A 19,224-nucleotide genomic window follows, 5' to 3' on the forward strand; every position below is an offset into this window, starting at 1 on the left:
CGTACCTCCTTAATAGTGCGAAAAACACCGGGCAAGCCCGGTGTAAGTTTTGTATTAAGTCTAGTCGAAACTCAGGCGATCAAATCGCTAACCTGGATTCTCTTAGCGCGCGGCTTCGTAAATGCGGCGGCTAACGTCCAGCGTAATGTCCTGATGTTCGCCCAGCTTAGTCATGCCTTTTTCTTCCAGTTTCACCAGCAGAGCAGGGATGGAGCTGCCGTCCAGGCCGTAGGCGGACAGGCGAGTCGCGGTGCCCATTTTCTCGAAGAAATTGCGGGTTGCTTCGATGGCCGCATCAATACGCTCTTCTTCGCTGCCGGAGGTGATGTTCCAGACGCGTTCTGCGTATTGCAGCAGTTTGGCGTGCTTCTCGTTACGCTTTTCATTCATCAGCGAAGGCAGAACCACCGCCAGCGTTTGAGCGTGATCCAGGCCGTGCATCGCGGTCAGTTCGTGGCCCAGCATGTGGGTCGCCCAGTCCTGCGGCACGCCAGCCCCGATCAGGCCGTTCAGCGCCATTGTTGCAGCCCACATCACGTTCGCACGCACGTCATAGTTTTCAGGATCTTTCAGCGCTTTCGGGCCGTCTTCGATCAGCGTCAGCAGAATGCCTTCCGCAAAACGATCCTGCACTTTGGCGTTGACCGGGTAGGTCAGGTACTGCTCGATGGTGTGAACAAAGGCATCCACCACGCCGTTAGCAACCTGTTTAGGCGGCAGGGTGTAGGTGTAAACCGGATCCAGAACCGCAAAGACAGGCTGCACGAAGTCAGACATGAACGCCTGTTTGTCGCCGGTAGAGCGGCGGGAAACCACTGCGCCTTTGTTAGATTCGGAGCCGGTGGCCGGCAGCGTCAGCACGGAACCCATTGGGATCGCACTTTTCACGTCGCTACCGCGGGTCAGCAGAATGTTCCACGGATCGATATCCTGCGGATAGTGCGCCGCAGCGGCGATAAATTTAGTGCCGTCGAGCACGGAGCCACCGCCGACTGCCAGCAGGAAAGTCACGTTTTCTTTACGCGCAATCTCTACGGCTTTCATCAGCGTTTCGTAAGACGGGTTAGGTTCGATGCCGCCAAACTCCAGCACGTCGAGGCCTTTCAGCGCGTCTTTAACCTGGTCCAGTACGCCAGTTTTAATCACGCTGCCGCCGCCGTAGGTAATCAGTACGCGAGCGTCGGCTGGGATCTGGTCACGCAGTTCTGCCAGGGAGCCTTTACCAAACAGGATGCGGGTTGGGGTATGAAGATTGAAGTTATTCATGATGGGTTTCCCGTTCGTTAGATGAGTCACATTGCTAAATCTGATGGCGCTTATTGTGGTCCGCCACGCTGCCTCTCTCAATGCATATTCCTGCCTTTATCTTGCCTGTTTCTCCAAATGACTGGAGAAATCGCAGAATCCATCGCACACTGTAAGCCGGATAAAAAGCGCCGTGGAGACGTAGGAAATGAACCGCCAGGCTATCTGCCAGCAGCTGACGGATAAAATCAATCAGCTGATTTTAAAAGAAAAGAGTGATGTATTTTTTGATGGCGTACGGCTGATGTACGGCACCAAACCGATGGCGCGTACCCCGGTCATGTACGAGCCGGGCATTGTTTTTCTCTTTTCGGGTCATAAAACAGGTTATCTTAATGACCGCGTATTCCGCTATGACGCCAATGAATACCTGCTGCTGACGGTGCCTTTACCCTTCGAGTGCGAAACTTTTGCGACGGCAGACGTACCGCTCGCCGGAATGCGTGTGAAAGTGGATATCCAGCAACTGCAGGATTTGCTGATGGACATCGGAGAAGACGATCTCTTCCGTCCGCAGTCCTGTACCGACGGGATAAATTCTGCCGAACTGTCGGAAGAAATTCTTTGCGCTGCAGAGCGGTTGCTGGATGTATTAGAGAGGCCTCTCGATGCCCGAGTCCTGGGCAAGCAGATTATCCGTGAGATCCTTTATCACGTTTTGACGGGCCCAAGCGGCGGGGCGCTACTGGCGCTGGTAAGCCGCCAGACGCATTTTAGCCTGATCAGCCGCGTGCTGCGCCGGATTGAAAACCAGTACACCGAAAACTTGTCGGTGGACCAGCTGGCAGCCGAGGCTAACATGAGCGTTTCTGCGTTTCATCACAACTTCAAGTCGGTGACCAGCACGTCGCCGCTGCAATACCTGAAAACTTACCGTCTGCATAAGGCAAGAATGTTAATGCTGCATGACGGTATGAAGGCAAGCGCGGCGGCTATCCGCGTGGGCTACGAGAGCGCGTCTCAGTTTAGCCGGGAGTTTAAACGCTATTTTGGCGTGACGCCGGGGGAAGATATGGCGCGGATGCGGGTTATTTAATGAGGCAAAAGCGAAGAGCGAATAAGTCGGGCTTATCCGCTCTTTCTTCATCAAGCAGGGTTACGCGGCGCTAACCTTTTTTTTCAGCACCACAAACACCGTGCCGACCAGGCCCACAATCAGCAGAGCAACCGGCAAAATCATCAGGAAGGTCATCACCTGATCTTCATGGCGCTTAACAAAGGGGATCATGCTGAGCGCGTAGCCCAGGCTAATCACAACGCCGACCCACAGCAGGCCGCTTAGCCAGTTAAAGAACTGAAAACGGCGGTTGCTGAGGCCGGAAATCCCCGCCATGGTAGGCAGCAGAGTACGAACAAAGGCCAGGAAGCGGCCCGCGAGCAGCGCCAGTAAACCGTGGCGGTCAAACATTTGCGTGGCGCGCTGGTGGTACTGGGTTGGCAGCTGTTTCAGCCAGCCTTTAACCGTGCGGGTATTGCCGAGCCAGCGCCCTTGTAAATAGCTAAGCCAACAGCCCAGGCTGGCTGCGATGGTTAAAATCACCAGCGTCGGTACAAAGCCCATCACGCCTTTGGCGATCAGCGCTCCCGCGAGCAGCAACAGGCTATCGCCCGGTAAAAATGAAGCAGGAAGTAGCCCATTTTCCAGGAACAGCGTCGCAAACATAACGCAATAGACAATGCCAATCACATGGGGGTAGGCCAGCGCAGCAAAATCGTGATGCCAAAGCGCCTCGACAATATTTTGTATAACAGCCATAGGTATTCCTGTGGAACCGCTTATTGAGTTCGCCCCGAGTATTACACCCGCAACTTAGGCTCACCTTAATTTCTACACATTGTACTGCTAAAATCTTCTCGACACCTTGATCCCAGGCTCAACAAAATCCCGATAATGGCAAAAAACTGTTCCACGATTACCGATAAACGGATTTTTTAGGCAATACGCTGGAAACCCGCTTCCAGATCCGCCATCAGATCGTCCACGTTTTCCAGGCCAATATGAAGGCGAACCAGGGTGCCGCTAAAGTCGACGCCGCCTGCCGGGCGGATCTCCGCCAGCTCATCGGGCTGATTAGCGAGAATAAGCGATTCATAGCCGCCCCAGGAATAGGCCATGCTGAAATACTCGAAATGATTGAGGTACTGTTCATACTCTTCATCACTCAGCCGCTTTTTCAGCACAAATGAGAACAGCCCGCTGCTGCCCGTAAAGTCACGTTTCCAGTATTCATGCCCCTTGCTGCCGGGCAGCGCTGGATGATTCACGCGCTCAACCTGCGGATGCTGTGCCAGCCATTCGGCGACTTTTAAGCTGCTTTCTTGATGCTGACGCAGGCGAACACCCAGGGTCCGAATACCGCGGCTGGTCATATACGCGGTGTCTGCATCCAGCATTTGCCCCATCAGATAGGCATTCTCGCGCAGCTGATCCCAGCATCGGGCATTGGATACCGCGGTGCCAACCATCGCATCCGAATGGCCAATTAAATATTTGGTTCCCGCCTGAATGGAGATGTCGATGCCGAACTCCAGCGCTTTAAACAGCACGCCAGCCGCCCAGGTATTGTCGATCATGATGATAGCGTCGGGGGCAACGCGCCTTACCGCTGCGACAATCGCCGGAATATCGTGGACTTCCATCGTAATGGAACCGGGGGATTCCAGAAAAACGACTTTGGTATTCGGCTGAATCAGGCTGGCAATATCGGCACCAATCTCCGGCGCGAACCAGCCAGTGCTAACCCCAAGCTTTGAGAGAATTTTGGTACAGAAATCCTGCGTTGGTTCATAGGCCGTTTCGGTCACCAGAACGTGATCGCCCTGTTCAACAAAGGCCAGAATTGTATTAGCCACCGCGGCGGCGCCGCAGGGAAAGAGGGCACAGCCCGCGCCGCCCTCAAGTTCACACATCGCTTCCTGCAACGAGAAATGGGTCAGCGTGCCGCGACGGCCATAGAACAGCTCGCCCTTAGCGCGGTTAGCGGTGGCCTGCTTTTTGGCCTCAACGCTTTCAAAGACGAGGGAGGAGGCGCGCTGAATCACGCTGTTAACCGAACCCTGAGTAAACTTCTTGCTGCGCCCGGCGTTGACCAGCGCCGTTTCGATGTGTTTTTCCGCCATTTCCGCTTCCCCGTCTAACCATCTGGATGTCTGGACGTAAATTAACACAGAATGGGCAAAGGGCATCATGGCGTTTTCTCAGGTTGGCGAAAAAAGTCATCATTTCGCCAGGTGGGCGCTTTTCCTGCGTAAGCGCAAGGAATGCTTCAACAATTTCCGGCAGTCTGCAAATACTAATGAGAACGACTATCAATTCGATAGTTTTTTGATATATTAGTCTCAGTTTTGACATTTATTTCTCGCTGGAGCGTAAGACGTGACGAGTAATCTGATGCAGACGGATCTGTCCGTTTGGGGCATGTATCAACATGCTGACATCGTAGTGAAGATCGTGATGATTGGCCTGATTCTGGCCTCTGTTGTCACCTGGGCCATCTTTTTCAGTAAGAGCGTGGAGCTGATCACCCAGAAACGTCGCCTCAAGCGAGAGCAGCAGCAGCTGGCTAACGTGCGCTCCCTGAACGAAGCGAGCAGCGTGGCAGAAGCCTTTGACAGTAAAAGCCTGAGCACGCTGTTAATCAACGAAGCCCAGAACGAACTGGAACTTTCAGCCGGCGTGGAAGATAACGAAGGCATTAAAGATCGTACCGGCTTCCGCCTTGAGCGCCGCGTGGCCGCCGTTGGGCGTCACATGGGGCGCGGTAACGGATTCCTGGCCACCATCGGTGCGATTTCACCGTTCGTCGGCCTGTTCGGTACCGTTTGGGGCATCATGAACAGCTTCATCGGTATCGCTCAATCCCAGACCACTAACCTTGCGGTCGTTGCCCCGGGCATCGCAGAAGCGCTGCTGGCGACGGCAATCGGCCTGGTTGCTGCCATCCCGGCGGTGGTTATCTATAACATCTTCGCGCGTATGATCGGCAGCTACAAAGCCAGCCTCAGCGACGTTGCCGCGCAGGTTCTGCTGCTGCAAAGCCGCGATCTGGACCTGGATGGTACCGCTCAGCCGCGTCCGGTGCGTAATACCCAGCAACTGCGAGTAGGTTAATGCCCCATGGCAATGCGTCTGAACGAAAACCTCGATGACAATGGTGAAATGCACGAAATCAACGTTACGCCGTTTATCGACGTGATGTTGGTGCTGCTGATCATCTTCATGGTGGCGGCGCCGCTGGCAACGGTGGACGTGAAGGTTAACCTTCCGGCCTCCAGCAGTGAACCACAGCCACGCCCTGAGAAGCCGGTTTATCTGTCGGTAAAAGCCGATCATTCGATGTTTATCGGTAATGACCCGGTAACCAAAGAGTCGATGGTCAATGCGCTGATTGCCGCAACCGAAGGGAAAAAAGACACCACCATTTTCTTCCGCGCGGACAAAACGGTGGACTACGAAACGCTGATGGACGTGATGGATACGCTGCACCAGGCAGGGTATTTGAAGATTGGCCTGGTCGGCCAGGAAGTCACGAAAGCGAAGTAAGTGGGGATGACCCTCATCACGGCCCTCTTCCTCTTGGGAGAGGGTGAAAACAACTCAAGTTTATTCTCTCCGTAGTTGTTACGTTCACCCGTAAATCTGTTTCCCCTGCGCGTTCAGAGCACGGTGAACGTGTCCGGGGGATAACGCCATCCCCCGGACAGCCCCGGCGCCCGGCGAGCTCATCGCCGCTGAAGCGGTAAACCCACCGGCTATCACCCAAACATTCGGGGTCGTTCGCGATTCGTTCCTGACGATCGCTCTCTTTCGCTGTTCCCGACAGCTCAACCCCGCCTGAGTTGGGTCATCACCGGGGGCGATGAGAGCCGGGGACAAGGGCGTGTCGGTGTGACTTGCAGCGACTGTTGCGTTCAGCGTTGCTTTGAGCTTAAAGCGAGGCTCGATTCCGGCTTAAATCGCCTGCGTTTTCTCTCCGACTGGCCAGCCTCCGGACGCCGGGAGCGGCCGGAGGCTGAGAGCGTCGGGAGCGCATCTCAGCCGACCCAGGACTGGGAGATAAAACGGAGGTCTGCCGCTTCAGAGGTCGATTTATTTGGCCGGGAGTCCGGGGTCTCGGGGGAGTGACGGTGACTCCACCGAGTCGTTCACAAGTTTGGGGGCTGCATAAAAAGCTGTGCTTGAGGTGAACGGAACCTTAGCTGAACCTTCATATAGCTTATTTGTGACTAACAGACAGCCAAAGAGAGAAATCGTTAAATTTTATTACTCTTTATATTCCCTCGCCCCACTGGGGAGAGGGCCTGGGAAAGGGGCAAACCCCACTCACAGCGTAGAACTTTTCCACGTCTTCTCTGCAAGACCACGGGTCATCGACAGCGTCTGGGCTTCCTGCTCCTTCAGGCGCTGATAATGCCCTTCCAGCCGCTTAAGAATCTGCTCTTTAAGCTTTGGATGATGGCTGAGGATCTCTTCCAGCACCGCCCCATACACCTCTTCTTTGGCGCGCCACGGGAAGATTTCACGGCGGTTCATCCACTTCAGATCGATAAGCGCCGAAGTAATATCCGTAACTTCCTGCGTATTACGGGTGATATTTTCATTCTTAAGGCGAACCAGAATCGCTATATTTTTACTTAACGTAAATTCATGGTCTTTATTTTCATCAGCGCTAATTAACAAGGGCTGTTTTTTTAGAGGTTCTGCCATAGCACTACTCCTCAATTGAATAGCATAATGGCCAGGGTTTTTCTTGGGTCATTTGATTAACCCAAATTTCCTGCTCCTTGCTACTCACCCAGGCGGTTTTGTCTTCGATAAGCATCTGCAAATCGGCGGTACTAATAAGTTCTTTTTCAACCAGTTCGCCTATCAGGGCATGTAACGCCTCTATCCTAACCGCGCACAGCAGCCGCTCTTTAATATGACGGTCGGTTTCTTCAAGCAGGCGGTTCTTGGCCTGCCCGGCATAATGACTGCCGCTCAGGATGTTTTTTTCCAGCGTTAAAATCTTGTCCTGAACGACTTCCGACGTGGTACTATTTTCAGCTTCTGCAGGGAGCGTTGACGGTGCAACAACGGGATAGCGCCGTGGTAAGAAGTGTTCAGGCAGCATCGAATGTGATCCTTTGGAATCGGTTCAATATTCAGGTTCAGAGATTCGCGATATGATGCCTCAATTCAAAAATAAAAAAAACAGGAGTTTCTTATGCACAGCATATTTTATTCTATTGTCACCATTTTGATTTTGTTGTGTGCTGTATTGGTTATGCTCAAGGAGTTTAGCGCTTCAAATAATAAGAAAAATCGTGCGGCGGGTGAAATACAACCCATCACCACCAGCGAAGAGCGTGAAGATTATTTTGGCATGCTGATGTCTAAAATTACGCCCAGCTATTATTGGCGTATTAACAGTGAGTATATTGATTTTACTCACGCCACAATTAAAAAAATGCGTATCGATGAACTGACTTCCCAGCCGGTTTTATTTAGCGCCCAGCGCCGCTGCAGTGATTTAAATTCGGCGGTGTATAAATATTATGACAATATTAAAAAACGCTGTGCCGAAGGTGAGCAGGTGCCATTGTCAGATATTGAAGTGCTGAACCTGCGCCAGTGTTTTAACGAGTTTAGCCGAGACGCTTATCCTGCACTGGTCGCGTTGGTATGGCCACAGTATCAGCGCCCGGAGATCGACCTGAACAGCGTGTGAGCCCTGTAATCCTGCGTCCGGGGCTCACGCTTAAACGCCGGAATTCGCTATAATGACGCCCTTTTGCTATTTCCAGACAGGACATTATGGAACGTTTTATTGAGAATGCGATGTACGCCTCGCGCTGGCTTCTGGCCCCGGTTTACTTCGGGTTATCTCTGGCCCTGCTTGCGCTGACGGTGAAGTTTTTCCAGGAGATCATTCACGTTCTCCCGAATATCTTCTCGATTGCGGAGGCTGACTTAATTTTGACCCTGCTCTCGCTGGTGGATATGGCGCTGGTCGGCGGCCTGCTGGTGATGGTGATGTTTTCCGGCTATGAGAACTTTGTCTCGACGCTGGATATTTATGAAGGCAAAGAGAAACTAAGCTGGCTGGGGAAAATGGACTCTGGCTCGCTGAAGAATAAAGTCGCGGCATCCATCGTGGCCATCTCTTCTATCCATCTGCTGCGTATTTTTATGGACGCTAAAAACGTGCCGGACAACAAGCTGATGTGGTACGTGATCATCCACCTGACGTTTGTGCTGTCGGCGTTTGTGATGGGCTATCTCGACAAGCTTTCCCGCAGCGGGAAATATTAAAAACTAAGCCCCTGTTTACAGGGGCTTAGGCTTTTATTTGTCGGACGATGCCTGCCACAGATTTAGCTCGCCATCGGCGACGTGGCGGTCAATTCGCTCCAGCTCTTCTGCGGTAAAGTGCAGATTATCCAGCGCTTTCACATTCTCTTTCAGCTGTTCTGCCCGGCTCGCACCGATCAACACTGAGGTGACGCGCTCATCTTTCAGCAGCCAGCTCAGCGCCATCTGTGCCATTGTCTGGCCACGCTCCAGCGCCATCTCGTTGAGTAAGCGCAGGCTACTGAGATTCGCCTCGGTCAGCATCTTTTCATTCAGCCCGCGAATTTTATTGCCTTCCACCTGCATCCTTGAGCCTTCCGGGATGCCGTTCAGGTATTTGCCGGTCAGCAGGCCCTGGGCGAGCGGGGTAAAGGCGATACAGCCGCTGCCGTTGTGCTGCAGCGTGTCCAGCAGGCCGCTTTTATCGACCCAGCGGTTTAACAGGTTGTAGGAGGGCTGGTGAATAAGCAGCGGAATTTTCCATTCTCGCAGCAGATCGGCCATTTTCTCTGTTCTTTCGGCGGAGTAAGAGGAGATCCCGACGTAAAGCGCTTTGCCGCTTTGCACCGCATGTGCCAGGGCGCTGGCCGTTTCTTCCATCGGCGTTCTCTCATCCACGCGATGGGAATAGAAGATATCGACATACTCCAGCCCCATGCGCTTCAGGCTCTGATCCAAACTTGCCAGCAGGTACTTACGTGAGCCGCCGGAACCATAAGGGCCTGGCCACATGTCATACCCCGCTTTGGTGGCAATAATCAGCTCGTCGCGGTAGCTGCCAAAATCCTGCTTCAGCAGGCGGCCAAAGTTTTCTTCCGCCGAGCCCGGAGGCGGCCCGTAGTTATTCGCCAGATCGAAATGCGTAATACCCAGATCGAACGCGGTGCGCAGCAGATCGCGCTGGGACTCCAGCGGACTCACGCCGCCAAAACTGTGCCACAAGCCGAGAGAAAGCGCGGGCAGCTGCAGGCCGCTCTGGCCGCAGAAGCGATACTGCATGGATTGATAACGCGACGGGCTGGCTTCGTAGGGCATGGTGTCTCCTTAGGGTAAGAGTTATTTTTGAAACGTTGTTTCCATCTTAACCCTGCGGAGACATTCGGCAATCCGAAAATCAGGCCTCCGGCGAGAGCGCGCTGTGGGGCGTGCCCTGATAATACGCGAGCGCCACCATCAGCGACTGCACCAGGCAAAGCGTGGCGGACTGCGAGCGGAAGGCGTCTACCTGCGCCTCTTTCACCACAAAACAGAGATCGCTAAACGTGGCGAATGGGCTAATTTGGCTGTCCGTGATCACTATCTGGCGAGCGCCCGCCTGGGCGGCAATTTCACTCACCATCAGCGTCTCTTCGGCATACGGGGAGAAGCTTATCGACACCACAATATCTTTCGCTTTCACCCGGTTAACCTGCTCACGCAACATGCCGCCAAGCCCGTCCAGCAGCACGGCGCGGCAATCCAGATGGCTCAGAGCGTAGGTCAGATAAGCCGCCACGCTAAAGGAGCGGCGCAGGCCGACAACGTAGATCGTGTCTGCTTCGGCCAGCAATTCCACGGCACGCTGCAGCATTTCCGGTTCGGTACGGGCGGCCAGCTGCTGCAGGGCCTGAGCATTTGAGCGGGCAAACTCCTGCAAAATATCCAGCGGCGTTTCCGGCACGGCTTCGCTGCCCAGCTCACGGAACAGCCTCGCCCGATCGGTATAGCTGGCCGTCTCTTCCACCAGATTCATGCGAAACAGCTGTTTCATTTCGTTGAACCCGCTGAAATCAAAGGCATTAGCAAAGCGGATAAGCGTTGAGGGCGGCACCTCCGCCCGTTCGGCAATGGCGGCCACGGTATCAAATGCCACGCTATTGGTGTTATCCAGCACGTAGCGGGAAACCTGCTGCAGCCTTTTGCTCAGGCTGTCGTAGCGGTCGCGGATCTGCTGCTGGAGTTCGCTCAGGGTTGTCGCGGTGGTCAATTTGCCATCCTCAAAAGTATTCGCTGAAACGTATTTAAGCGTAGTACTGGCAAAAATGAAACAGATGCACCAAAACTGGCGGGGGCTGAAACGACACTGACGTCTCAGTCTTTGCACCTCATTCTGCGGGTTAACATAAAAACGAAGTGTTGATCACAATAATCAACATTTATTTTATTTGAACTTAAAATGGAATGTTTGTTTCATATACAGTGTTCGGGAGACAACCCTAACAGCAAGAGGCCAGAGATGGAGACGGTAGCGAATTTTATCCACGGTGAATGCGTCGCGGGCGAAGGCCAGCGGGTACAGGCGATCTTTAACCCGGCGACCGGCGCGCAGATCCGCCAGGTCGCCATGAGCACGGCCAGGCAGACGGAGCAGGCCATTGCCGCTGCCCAGCAGGCGTTTCCAGGCTGGGCTCGCCAGTCTCCGCTTAAGCGCGCCCGCGTGATGTTCCGCTTTAAAAGCCTGCTTGAGGAACACATGGACGGCCTGGCGAAGCTCATCAGCGAAGAGCACGGCAAGGTTTATTCTGACGCGGTGGGCGAACTGACCCGCGGCCTTGAAGTGGTGGAATTCGCCTGCGGCATCCCGCATCTGCAAAAAGGTGAGCATTCGGCCAACGTGGGTACGGGCGTGGACAGCCATTCTCTGATGCAGCCGCTTGGCGTCTGTGCGGGGATCACGCCGTTTAATTTCCCGGCAATGGTGCCGATGTGGATGTTCCCTATCGCGCTGGCAACCGGGAATACCTTTGTGCTCAAACCGTCGGAAAAAGATCCGTCTCTGTCGCTGCGTCTGGCTCAGTTGCTGAAGGAAGCCGGGCTGCCGGACGGCGTGTTTAACGTGGTGCAGGGCGATAAAGAAGCCGTGGACGTATTGCTGACCGACCCAAGGATTCAGGCCGTTAGCTTTGTCGGCTCTACGCCGATTGCCGAATACATTTACCAGACCGCTTCTGCCCACGGCAAGCGCTGTCAGGCGCTGGGCGGGGCGAAAAACCACTGTATTTTGATGCCGGATGCCGATCTGGAGATGGCAACTAACGCCATTATGGGGGCGGCTTTTGGTGCCGCGGGGGAACGCTGCATGGCGCTTTCGGTGGTGGTTGCCGTGGGGGATGAAACCGCAGATGCGCTGTGCGCGGGGCTGGAAAAACAGCTTGCTACGCTGCGTGTGGGGCCGGGCCTTGGGCAGGAGCCGGAAAACGAAATGGGGCCGCTCATTTCTGCACCGCACCGGGCCAAAGTGCTGGGCTATATTGATAGCGGAGAGCAGCAGGGCGCGACGCTGCGCGTGGACGGTCGGGGCCTGAGGCTTGCAGGCCATGAAGGCGGCTATTTTGTTGGCCCAACGCTGTTTGACCATGTCACGCCTGAGATGACCATTTATAAAGAAGAGATTTTCGGCCCGGTACTGAGCGTGGTGCGCGTGCCGGATTACGCCAGCGCGCTGGAACTGATCAACAAGCACGAATACGGCAACGGCACGGCGATTTTTACCCGTGACGGTGGTACTGCAAGGCGATTCACCGAAGAAGTTCTGGTGGGCATGGTCGGCGTGAACGTGCCTATCCCGGTGCCGATGGCTTTCCACAGCTTTGGCGGCTGGAAGCGTTCTATCTTCGGGCCGCTGAACGTGCACGGCAGCGACGGCGTGCGTTTCTATACGCGGATGAAAACCGTCACCGCTCGCTGGCCGGAAACCAGCCATCAGCAAGGATCTGCATTCTCAATGCCGACGCTGGGCTAAGGGGAGGAAAGATGACCACACACCGCATGACCATGGCGCAGGCGCTGGTCAGGTTTTTAAATCAGCAGTACGTTGAAATCGACGGGCAGGAAGCGCCCTTTGTGGAAGGCGTAATGACCATTTTCGGGCACGGCAACGTGCTCGGGCTTGGGCAGGCGCTGGAGGAGGACCCCGGCCACCTGAAGGTGCATCAGGGCTGTAACGAACAGGGCATGGCGCATATCGCCACCGGCTTCGCCAAGCAACACCGGCGGCAGCGTATTTATGCCGTGACCTCCTCCGTGGGGCCGGGGGCAGCCAATATGGTGACTGCCGCCGCAACGGCCACCGCCAACCGTATTCCGCTTCTGCTCTTGCCCGGTGATATTTACGCCAGCCGCCAGCCGGACCCGGTGCTCCAGCAAATCGAGCAGTTTCATGACCTGAGCATTAGCACCAACGACTGCTTCCGGCCGGTGTCCCGTTACTGGGACAGAATCAACCGCCCGGAGCAGCTGATGAGCGCCATGATTAGCGCCATGCGAGTGCTTACTAACCCTGCGGATACCGGCGCGGTAACGATTTGCCTGCCGCAGGATGTGCAGGGTGAAGCCTGGGATTATCCGCAAAGCTTCTTTGCCCGGCGAGTGCACCATATCGAGCGGCGTCCGCCGGATGAAAATCGGCTGCATGCCGCGCTAAAGCTCATTGCCAGCAAGCGTCGTCCGCTGGTTATTTGCGGCGGTGGGGTTCGCTATTCCGGCGCGCATCAGGTTTTTCAGGATTTTGTGGAACGCTTCGGGCTACCGTTTGCCGAAACCCAGGGCGGAAAAGGTGCGCTTGTAAGCGAGCACTCACTTAATTTGGGAGGCCTCGGCGTGACGGGCGGCCTGGCGGCTAACCTACTGGCCCCGCAGGCGGATTTAATCATCGGCGTCGGCACCCGGCTGACCGACTTTACCACCGGCTCTAAATCGCTGTTTTCACCCGAGGCTGAGTACCTGCTGCTAAACGTAGCCGAATTCGACGCCCTGAAGCTGGACGCCACGCCGCTGGTGGCCGATGCTCGGATTGGGCTAGAGCAGTTGACTGCCGGGCTGCATCAGGCTGGCTATCACGCCGCCTGGCAGAACGAAGCTGCTAACGCTCAAGCAGCCTGGTGCGAGGAGTGCCAGCGGCTGTGGACTCGGCAATGGCAGGCGGGAGAAGCCCCTGAAGTGGCGGGCCATCTGGACGAAACTTTGCAGGAATACAGCCGTGAGCTAGGTACGTCATTGACTCAAACCCGCGTGCTGGGCCTGGTGAATCAGCATATTGAAGATGACGCTATCGTGGTGGGCGCGGCGGGTTCGCTGCCGGGGGATTTACAGCGCCTGTGGCAGGTAAAAACGCCGGACAGCTATCACCTCGAATACGGCTATTCGTGTATGGGCTACGAGATTGCCGCGGCGGTGGGGGCAAAGCTCGCGAAGCCGCAGCAGCCAGTGTATGCGATGGTGGGGGACGGTTCTTACCTGATGCTGCATTCCGAGCTGCAAACCGCCGTGCAGGAAGGGATAAAAATCACCATTCTGCTGTTCGATAATGCCGGGTTCGGCTGCATCAATAACCTGCAGATGGGCCACGGCATGGGCAGTTTTGGTACCGAAAACCGCCATCGAAATCCACACAGCGGCAGGCTGGATGGCCCGCTGGTGAAGGTCGATTTTGCCCAAAATGCCGAAAGCTACGGCTGCAAAGCCTGGCGGGTCAATAGCGAGGCGGAGCTGCTTGCCGCGCTGGAGGCATCCCGGCATGAGCCTGGGCCAACGCTGCTGGATATCAAAGTGCTGCCTAAAACTATGACCCACGGCTACCAAGCCTGGTGGCGTACCGGAGACGCTCAGGTTGCTCGCTCGAGCACGGTGGCCGATGCCGCTGAACAAACCGCCGCTAAGCTCAAAAACGCCCGTCAGTACTAACCCTTCAGCATTCCGCTGGACTGTCTGGCGGAATGTTTATTTCATTTTTGCTTTATTCTCTTCTCGTACTGGAGCATGGGCGCGCTCTTCCTCTCAAATCCCTTCTCTGTGCAGGTTTTAATTCATTCGGTGTTGTGATTTTGCTAACAAAATACAGCCGATAAATTATCAAAATGTTAACCTCTGCGCAAAAATGAAACTTTCACTCTGCATTAAAATGAAATAAATGTTTTATTTAAGGCGTCGTTATTCAGCTGCATGTGAAAGCCGGAAGATCCGGCTCATGACCCTACTGCAACACCACTTTCGGGAGCCGCCATGTTTAACATTGCTTTACTGGGCGCGGGCCGTATCGGCCAAATCCACGCCGCCAATATTGCCGCCCATCCCCATTCCACCCTCTGGTCCGTTGTCGATCCTAATGCAGAAAACGCCGCGCGCATTGCCGAAAAATACCAGGCGCGCCAGCAGAGCGTTGCCGAGGCGATGAGCGACCCGGAGGTTCATGCGGTGCTGATCGCCTCGGCGACCGACACTCACGCTGACCTGATTGAGCTTGCCGCCAAACACGGCAAAGCGATCTTCTGTGAAAAGCCGGTGCATTTGGATCTGGCCCGCGTGCGCGACTGCCTGAAAGTGGTGAAAGCTCATAATGTGCCGCTGTTTATCGGCTTTAACCGCCGCTTTGACCCTCAGTTCCGCAAGCTGAAAAACGAAGCGCTACAGGGGCGCATCGGCACGCCGGAATCGCTGGTGATTATCTCCCGCGACCCGTCGCCGCCGCCCGCTGAATATGTGCGTGTCTCCGGCGGCATGTTCCGCGACATGACCATTCACGACTTTGATATGGCTCGCTTCATCATGGGCGAAGAGCCGGTGGCCGTGTATGCCCAGGGCAGCAATCTGGTAGATCCGGCGATTGGTGAGGCAGGCGACATCGACACTGCTTTTATCGTCCTGAAATATGCCTCCGGGGCGCTGGCGACCATTGTGAACAGCCGCCGCTCGGCCTATGGCTACGACCAGCGTCTGGAGCTGCACGGCGCTAAGGGCCTGCTAACAGCGGGCAATATCCTGGAAAACCAGGTTCAATTCTTTGGCGACGGCGGGAACACCAGCGCGTTGCCAGAACACTTCTTCCTCCAGCGCTACAAAGATGCCTACGCCGCCGAATGGCAGCACTTTGTTGCCGTCCTGCGCGGCGAGGCCAAACCCGAGTGCAGCGGCGATGACGGTGAACGCGCCCTGTACCTGGCCGACAAGGCGCTGGAGTCAATGCGTAGCCAGCGCGAAGTTGCTTTGTAACCTCCGAAGACCCTACACATAGAAGAGAGATAACAATGAAAAAGCTGATCCTCGCCGCCCTCATCGCCCTGGCCACGGCTCCGGCGCTGGCCGAAAACGAACAGATTGTTTTTAGCACCCCCAACCTTGCGATGCCGTTTGAAGTGCATATGCAGCGCACCGCTGTGCAGGCCGCCAAAGAGATGGGCGTCAAGCTGCAGGTTCTCGACAGCCAGGGCAGCTCTCCTAAGCAGGTCGCGGACCTGGAAAACGCCATCACCCGTGGCGCTCAGGGCTTTATCGTTTCGCCAAACGACGTTAACGCCGTGTCGAGCGCGGTAGGTGAAATTCAGGATGCCAAGCTGCCGGTGGTGACACTCGACCGCTCGGTTGTTAGCGATAAGCCGGTGCCGCACTTTGGCGCCAACAACTATAAAGGCGGCCAGGCGGTGGCGGACTTTGTGAAAGCCAAATTCCCTGACGGCGCGGACATCGTGCTGCTGACCGGGCAGCCTGGCTCCTCCTCCAATATCGAACGTACTAAAGGGATCCGCGATGGTCTGAAAGCCGGGGGCGATAAATACAAGATCGTCGCCGATCAGACCGGGAACTGGATGCGTTCCGAAGGCATGCGCATCGTTGAAAGCGTTCTGCCGTCTCTGCCGAAAAAGCCTCAGGTGATCCTTTCCGCCAACGACGATATGGCGCTCGGCGCGATTGAAGCGCTGCAGGGCCAGGGCATGAAGCCGGGTGAAGTGCTGGTAACCGGCTTTGACGCAGTGCCGGAAGCGCTGGCCCGCGTACGCGATGGCTGGATGGCGGCAACCGCCGATCAGCGCCCTGGTTTTGCGGTGAAAACGGCGATGAGCCAGCTGGTGGCCAACATCCGCGAGAAGAAGGCGATTACCGGGGCAGATTACGCGCCCACGATGATCACCAAAGATAACCTCGATCAAGCAGAGCGTATCGGCGAAGCCGGCAAATAAATCTGAACGTGCCCGTCCGCCTGCGGGCGGGCGCAACAGAGGAGCAGTCTGATGTCGCAACCTTTACTGAAAGTGACCGACCTGGCGAAGAGTTTCTCCGGCGTTTGGGCGTTAAGCAGCGCGCAGCTCAGCGTCGGGCAGGGGGAAATCCATGCCCTGCTGGGGGAAAACGGCGCGGGAAAATCCACGCTGCTGAAGGCGCTGGCCGGGGCGCAGCCGCAAACGCGCGGTGAGATCTGGTTCAACGGTGAAACGCTTTCTGCGGATGACTCGCCGGTAGCGCGCCAGAACAAAGGCATTATCACGATTTATCAAGAATTTAACCTGCTGCCCAATATGACGGTGGCGGAAAACATGTTTCTTGGCCGCGAGCCGCGCCGCCGCAACCTGATCGTCGACAGCAAAGCGGTGAACCAGGAAGCGCAGGTCATTCTGGATTATTTGCAGCTCAACGTTGCGCCGACGACCGCCGTGGCCCGCCTGAGCGTTGCCCAGCAGCAAATGGTGGAGATTGCCAGGGCGCTGACGCTGAACGCCCGGCTGATCATTATGGATGAGCCATCCGCTGCCCTGAGCGACAGCGAAGTTGAGAGCCTGCACCGCGTGGTGCGCGAGCTGAAAGGCCGTGGCGTCAGCATTATTTATGTGACTCATCGCCTGCATGAAGTCTTCCAGCTTTGTGACCGTTTCACCGTATTTCAGGATGGCCGCTATACCGGCTCCGGCGACGTGGCGGGCACCAACGTGGAGCAAATTATTCGCCTGATGGTCGGCCGAGACGTGGTGTTTAACCGCCGCGATGCCAGCCTCACGCACCATGCAGACAAGCCCATCCGTCTGGCGGTGAAGGGGCTGAGCCGTGAAAAGCCGCCGCTTGATCCACACGGCATTGCGTTGAAAGACATCAGTTTCCACGTGCACGCCGGAGAAGTGCTGGGCATCGCCGGACTGGTAGGTGCCGGACGCACCGAGGTTGCTCGCTGCCTGTTTGGCGCAGACAAATTCACCACCGGCAGTTTCGAGCTGGACGGCAAACCTTACCGGCCACAAAACCCGATGCACGCGCTGGACCAGGGCATCGCGCTGGTGCCGGAAGATCGTAAAAAAGAAGGGGCGGTGCTGGGCCTGTCGATCCGCGACAACCTGTCGCTCTCCAGCCTTTCGTCCCTGCTGACCTGGCGCTATTTCGTTAGCCCGCGTAAAGAAGATGCGCTGATTGAGTCCTACCGGCAGGCGCTGCAAATCAAAATGGTTAACGCCGAGCAAGAGGTGCGCAAGCTCTCCGGCGGGAACCAGCAAAAAGTGATCCTGGCGCGCTGTATGGCGCTGAATCCAAGGGTGTTGATCGTCGACGAGCCGACTCGCGGCATTGACGTAGGCACGAAATCTGAAGTGCATCAGGTGCTGTTTGATATGGCTAAGCGAGGCGTGGCGGTGATCGTGATCTCTTCCGACCTGCCGGAAATTCTCGCGGTGTCGGATCGGATCATCACCCTCAGTGAAGGGCGAGTGACCGGCGAACTGCACGGCGACGAAGCCAACGAAGAACGGCTGATGACCCTGATGGCCATCAACCATAGCGCCTTAAGAGCCGCATAACGGGGGAGCCCATGACGCAGATGATTACCAAAACCCAGACGCCGGCAAAAAGTGCCTCACGCTTCGATCCGATCGCTTTCTTCGAGCGCTTCGGGGTGCTGATCTTCATGTTCCTGCTGCTGATCTTCTTCCAGTCGCAGAACAGCAACTTCCTGTCCGAACGTAATATTTTCAACATCCTGACCGAGGTTTCTATCTACGGGATCATCGCGGTGGGCATGACCTTTGTCATTCTCACGGCGGGTATCGATCTGTCGGTGGGTTCGATCCTGGCCGTGTGCGCGATGACCGCAGCCTACGTGATCAAGGGGGATAACTTTACCACTGTCGATCCGAACGCCTGGGGCGGCTTTAGCTGGCTGCTGGGGTTGGGGATTTGCCTGGCGCTCGGCACGCTGATTGGGTTCCTGCACGGTCTGGGCGTCACTCGGCTGCGTCTGCCGCCGTTCATTGTCACGCTGGGCGGGATGACTATCTGGCGCGGCCTGACGCTGGTGATCAACGACGGCGCGCCAATTGCCGGGTTTGATGCCGGCTACCGCTGGTGGGGACGCGGCGAAATGCTCGGCATCTCGATACCTATCTGGATCTTCGCCATCGTCTCGATTCTGGGCTATCTGGCGCTGCACAAAACTCGCTGGGGGCGCTTTGTGTATGCCATCGGCGGCAACCCGGAAGCGGCTCGCCTCGCCGGGGTTAACGTGAGGCGCGTGCTGGTTAGCGTGTATGTGGTGATTGGCTGTCTTGCCGGGCTGGCGGGCTTTGTGCTCAGCGCCCGATTGGGCAGCGCTGAAGCGGTAGCGGGGATCTCCTTCGAGCTGCGCGTTATCGCCTCGGTGGTGATCGGCGGGACATCGCTGATGGGCGGCTACGGGCGGATCAGCGGCACGATCATCGGCGCCATCATCATGGGGATCCTGATTAATGGCCTGGTGCTGATGAACGTGTCGGCCTACTACCAGCAGATCATTACCGGGCTGATTATCGTACTGGCGGTGGCGTTTGATACTTACGCCAAGAACCGGCGCGGCGCGCTGTAGGGATTGCCCCTCATCC

18 protein-coding genes are annotated in these 19,224 nt (G+C 56.0%); 11 read left to right on the forward strand and 7 right to left on the reverse strand.

Annotated elements, in window-relative coordinates:
• Nucleotides 1-102: 102 nt before the first annotated feature.
• Nucleotides 103-1,266 carry an alcohol dehydrogenase gene (yqhD, locus tag WFK85_RS14380; RefSeq protein ID WP_166995200.1) on the reverse strand — a complete coding sequence of 388 codons (1,164 nt, stop codon included), beginning with the start codon at nt 1,264-1,266 and terminating at the stop codon, nt 103-105.
• A 187-nt stretch (nt 1,267-1,453) separates the two neighbouring features.
• On the opposite strand from yqhD, the gene WFK85_RS14385 reads away from it, so the two are divergent.
• Nucleotides 1,454-2,341: an AraC family transcriptional regulator gene (locus tag WFK85_RS14385; RefSeq protein WP_008460951.1), complete on the forward strand. Its 888-nt coding sequence runs from the start codon at nt 1,454-1,456 to the stop codon at nt 2,339-2,341.
• 60 nt (nt 2,342-2,401) lie between these two features.
• Here the strand turns inward: WFK85_RS14385 and WFK85_RS14390 are convergent, their stop codons facing one another.
• Together WFK85_RS14390 and metC are read right to left on the reverse strand one after the other, a co-directional pair.
• Entirely contained in the window at nt 2,402-3,061 is a 660-nt protein-coding gene (locus WFK85_RS14390; RefSeq protein WP_336708680.1) for a DedA family protein, read from the reverse strand.
• A 176-nt stretch (nt 3,062-3,237) separates the two neighbouring features.
• Entirely contained in the window at nt 3,238-4,425 is a 1,188-nt protein-coding gene (gene metC, locus WFK85_RS14395; protein ID WP_166995202.1) for a cystathionine beta-lyase, read from the reverse strand.
• Nucleotides 4,426-4,681: 256 nt separating this feature from the next.
• Between metC and exbB the strand changes: the two genes are divergently transcribed.
• Together exbB and exbD are read left to right on the forward strand one after the other, a co-directional pair.
• Nucleotides 4,682-5,416: a tol-pal system-associated acyl-CoA thioesterase gene (gene exbB, locus WFK85_RS14400; protein WP_166995204.1), complete on the forward strand. Its 735-nt coding sequence runs from the start codon at nt 4,682-4,684 to the stop codon at nt 5,414-5,416.
• 6 nt (nt 5,417-5,422) lie between these two features.
• Nucleotides 5,423-5,848 carry a TonB system transport protein ExbD gene (gene exbD, locus WFK85_RS14405; protein WP_008460960.1) on the forward strand — a complete coding sequence of 142 codons (426 nt, stop codon included), beginning with the start codon at nt 5,423-5,425 and terminating at the stop codon, nt 5,846-5,848.
• Nucleotides 5,849-6,628: 780 nt separating this feature from the next.
• Here the strand turns inward: exbD and WFK85_RS14410 are convergent.
• Both WFK85_RS14410 and WFK85_RS14415 read right to left on the reverse strand, forming a co-directional pair.
• Nucleotides 6,629-7,012, reverse strand: coding sequence for a hypothetical protein (locus WFK85_RS14410; RefSeq protein ID WP_008457003.1), 384 nt, complete (start codon nt 7,010-7,012; stop codon nt 6,629-6,631).
• A 4-nt stretch (nt 7,013-7,016) separates the two neighbouring features.
• The gene (locus WFK85_RS14415) at nt 7,017-7,418 is read right to left on the reverse strand and encodes a hypothetical protein (protein ID WP_166995206.1); all 402 of its coding nucleotides are present in this window, start codon (nt 7,416-7,418) and stop codon (nt 7,017-7,019) included.
• A 93-nt stretch (nt 7,419-7,511) separates the two neighbouring features.
• Here WFK85_RS14415 and WFK85_RS14420 point away from each other — a divergent pair, with 93 nt between their 5' ends.
• Together WFK85_RS14420 and WFK85_RS14425 are read left to right on the forward strand one after the other, a co-directional pair.
• Nucleotides 7,512-8,015 carry an ESA_00282 family adhesion-associated protein gene (locus WFK85_RS14420; protein ID WP_008457007.1) on the forward strand — a complete coding sequence of 168 codons (504 nt, stop codon included), beginning with the start codon at nt 7,512-7,514 and terminating at the stop codon, nt 8,013-8,015.
• Between the two features lie 86 nt (nt 8,016-8,101).
• Nucleotides 8,102-8,599 carry a TIGR00645 family protein gene (locus tag WFK85_RS14425; protein WP_008457009.1) on the forward strand — a complete coding sequence of 166 codons (498 nt, stop codon included), beginning with the start codon at nt 8,102-8,104 and terminating at the stop codon, nt 8,597-8,599.
• Nucleotides 8,600-8,632: 33 nt separating this feature from the next.
• Here WFK85_RS14425 and mgrA read toward each other — a convergent pair whose 3' ends face one another.
• Both mgrA and WFK85_RS14435 read right to left on the reverse strand, forming a co-directional pair.
• Nucleotides 8,633-9,673 carry an L-glyceraldehyde 3-phosphate reductase gene (gene mgrA / locus WFK85_RS14430; protein WP_166995208.1) on the reverse strand — a complete coding sequence of 347 codons (1,041 nt, stop codon included), beginning with the start codon at nt 9,671-9,673 and terminating at the stop codon, nt 8,633-8,635.
• Nucleotides 9,674-9,752: 79 nt separating this feature from the next.
• Nucleotides 9,753-10,604 carry a MurR/RpiR family transcriptional regulator gene (locus WFK85_RS14435; protein ID WP_008457013.1) on the reverse strand — a complete coding sequence of 284 codons (852 nt, stop codon included), beginning with the start codon at nt 10,602-10,604 and terminating at the stop codon, nt 9,753-9,755.
• A 249-nt stretch (nt 10,605-10,853) separates the two neighbouring features.
• Between WFK85_RS14435 and WFK85_RS14440 the strand changes: the two genes are divergently transcribed.
• From WFK85_RS14440 to WFK85_RS14465, 6 genes are all read left to right on the forward strand, one after another.
• Complete coding sequence (locus tag WFK85_RS14440; RefSeq protein ID WP_008457016.1) at nt 10,854-12,359, forward strand: CoA-acylating methylmalonate-semialdehyde dehydrogenase; 1,506 nt, start codon at nt 10,854-10,856, stop codon at nt 12,357-12,359.
• Nucleotides 12,360-12,370: 11 nt separating this feature from the next.
• A complete protein-coding gene (iolD, locus tag WFK85_RS14445) occupies nt 12,371-14,299 on the forward strand; it encodes a 3D-(3,5/4)-trihydroxycyclohexane-1,2-dione acylhydrolase (decyclizing) (protein ID WP_336708683.1) in 1,929 nt (642 codons plus the stop codon).
• A gap of 318 nt (nt 14,300-14,617) precedes the next feature.
• The gene (gene iolG, locus WFK85_RS14450) at nt 14,618-15,604 is read left to right on the forward strand and encodes an inositol 2-dehydrogenase (RefSeq protein WP_336708684.1); all 987 of its coding nucleotides are present in this window, start codon (nt 14,618-14,620) and stop codon (nt 15,602-15,604) included.
• A gap of 35 nt (nt 15,605-15,639) precedes the next feature.
• Entirely contained in the window at nt 15,640-16,569 is a 930-nt protein-coding gene (locus tag WFK85_RS14455) for a sugar ABC transporter substrate-binding protein (protein WP_336708685.1), read from the forward strand.
• 51 nt (nt 16,570-16,620) lie between these two features.
• A complete protein-coding gene (locus WFK85_RS14460; protein ID WP_336708686.1) occupies nt 16,621-18,168 on the forward strand; it encodes a sugar ABC transporter ATP-binding protein in 1,548 nt (515 codons plus the stop codon).
• A gap of 11 nt (nt 18,169-18,179) precedes the next feature.
• Nucleotides 18,180-19,208, forward strand: a complete 1,029-nt coding sequence (locus WFK85_RS14465) for an ABC transporter permease subunit (RefSeq protein ID WP_166878096.1) — start codon at nt 18,180-18,182, stop codon at nt 19,206-19,208.
• The last annotated feature ends 16 nt before the right edge of the window (nt 19,209-19,224 follow it).

The organism is Cedecea sp. VD22 (assembly GCF_037150195.1).
Classification (GTDB): Bacteria; Pseudomonadota; Gammaproteobacteria; order Enterobacterales; family Enterobacteriaceae; genus Cedecea.

Coding starts and splice junctions, on each gene's coding strand:
- yqhD (WP_166995200.1), bottom strand. CDS start 1,266: ATGAATAACTTCAATCTTCATACCCCAACCCGCATCCTGTTTGGTAAA.
- WFK85_RS14385 (WP_008460951.1), top strand. CDS start 1,454: ATGAACCGCCAGGCTATCTGCCAGCAGCTGACGGATAAAATCAATCAG.
- WFK85_RS14390 (WP_336708680.1), bottom strand. CDS start 3,061: ATGGCTGTTATACAAAATATTGTCGAGGCGCTTTGGCATCACGATTTT.
- metC (WP_166995202.1), bottom strand. CDS start 4,425: ATGGCGGAAAAACACATCGAAACGGCGCTGGTCAACGCCGGGCGCAGC.
- exbD (WP_008460960.1), top strand. CDS start 5,423: ATGGCAATGCGTCTGAACGAAAACCTCGATGACAATGGTGAAATGCAC.
- WFK85_RS14410 (WP_008457003.1), bottom strand. CDS start 7,012: ATGGCAGAACCTCTAAAAAAACAGCCCTTGTTAATTAGCGCTGATGAA.
- WFK85_RS14415 (WP_166995206.1), bottom strand. CDS start 7,418: ATGCTGCCTGAACACTTCTTACCACGGCGCTATCCCGTTGTTGCACCG.
- WFK85_RS14420 (WP_008457007.1), top strand. CDS start 7,512: ATGCACAGCATATTTTATTCTATTGTCACCATTTTGATTTTGTTGTGT.
- WFK85_RS14425 (WP_008457009.1), top strand. CDS start 8,102: ATGGAACGTTTTATTGAGAATGCGATGTACGCCTCGCGCTGGCTTCTG.
- mgrA (WP_166995208.1), bottom strand. CDS start 9,673: ATGCCCTACGAAGCCAGCCCGTCGCGTTATCAATCCATGCAGTATCGC.
- WFK85_RS14440 (WP_008457016.1), top strand. CDS start 10,854: ATGGAGACGGTAGCGAATTTTATCCACGGTGAATGCGTCGCGGGCGAA.
- iolD (WP_336708683.1), top strand. CDS start 12,371: ATGACCACACACCGCATGACCATGGCGCAGGCGCTGGTCAGGTTTTTA.
- iolG (WP_336708684.1), top strand. CDS start 14,618: ATGTTTAACATTGCTTTACTGGGCGCGGGCCGTATCGGCCAAATCCAC.
- WFK85_RS14455 (WP_336708685.1), top strand. CDS start 15,640: ATGAAAAAGCTGATCCTCGCCGCCCTCATCGCCCTGGCCACGGCTCCG.
- WFK85_RS14460 (WP_336708686.1), top strand. CDS start 16,621: ATGTCGCAACCTTTACTGAAAGTGACCGACCTGGCGAAGAGTTTCTCC.
- WFK85_RS14465 (WP_166878096.1), top strand. CDS start 18,180: ATGACGCAGATGATTACCAAAACCCAGACGCCGGCAAAAAGTGCCTCA.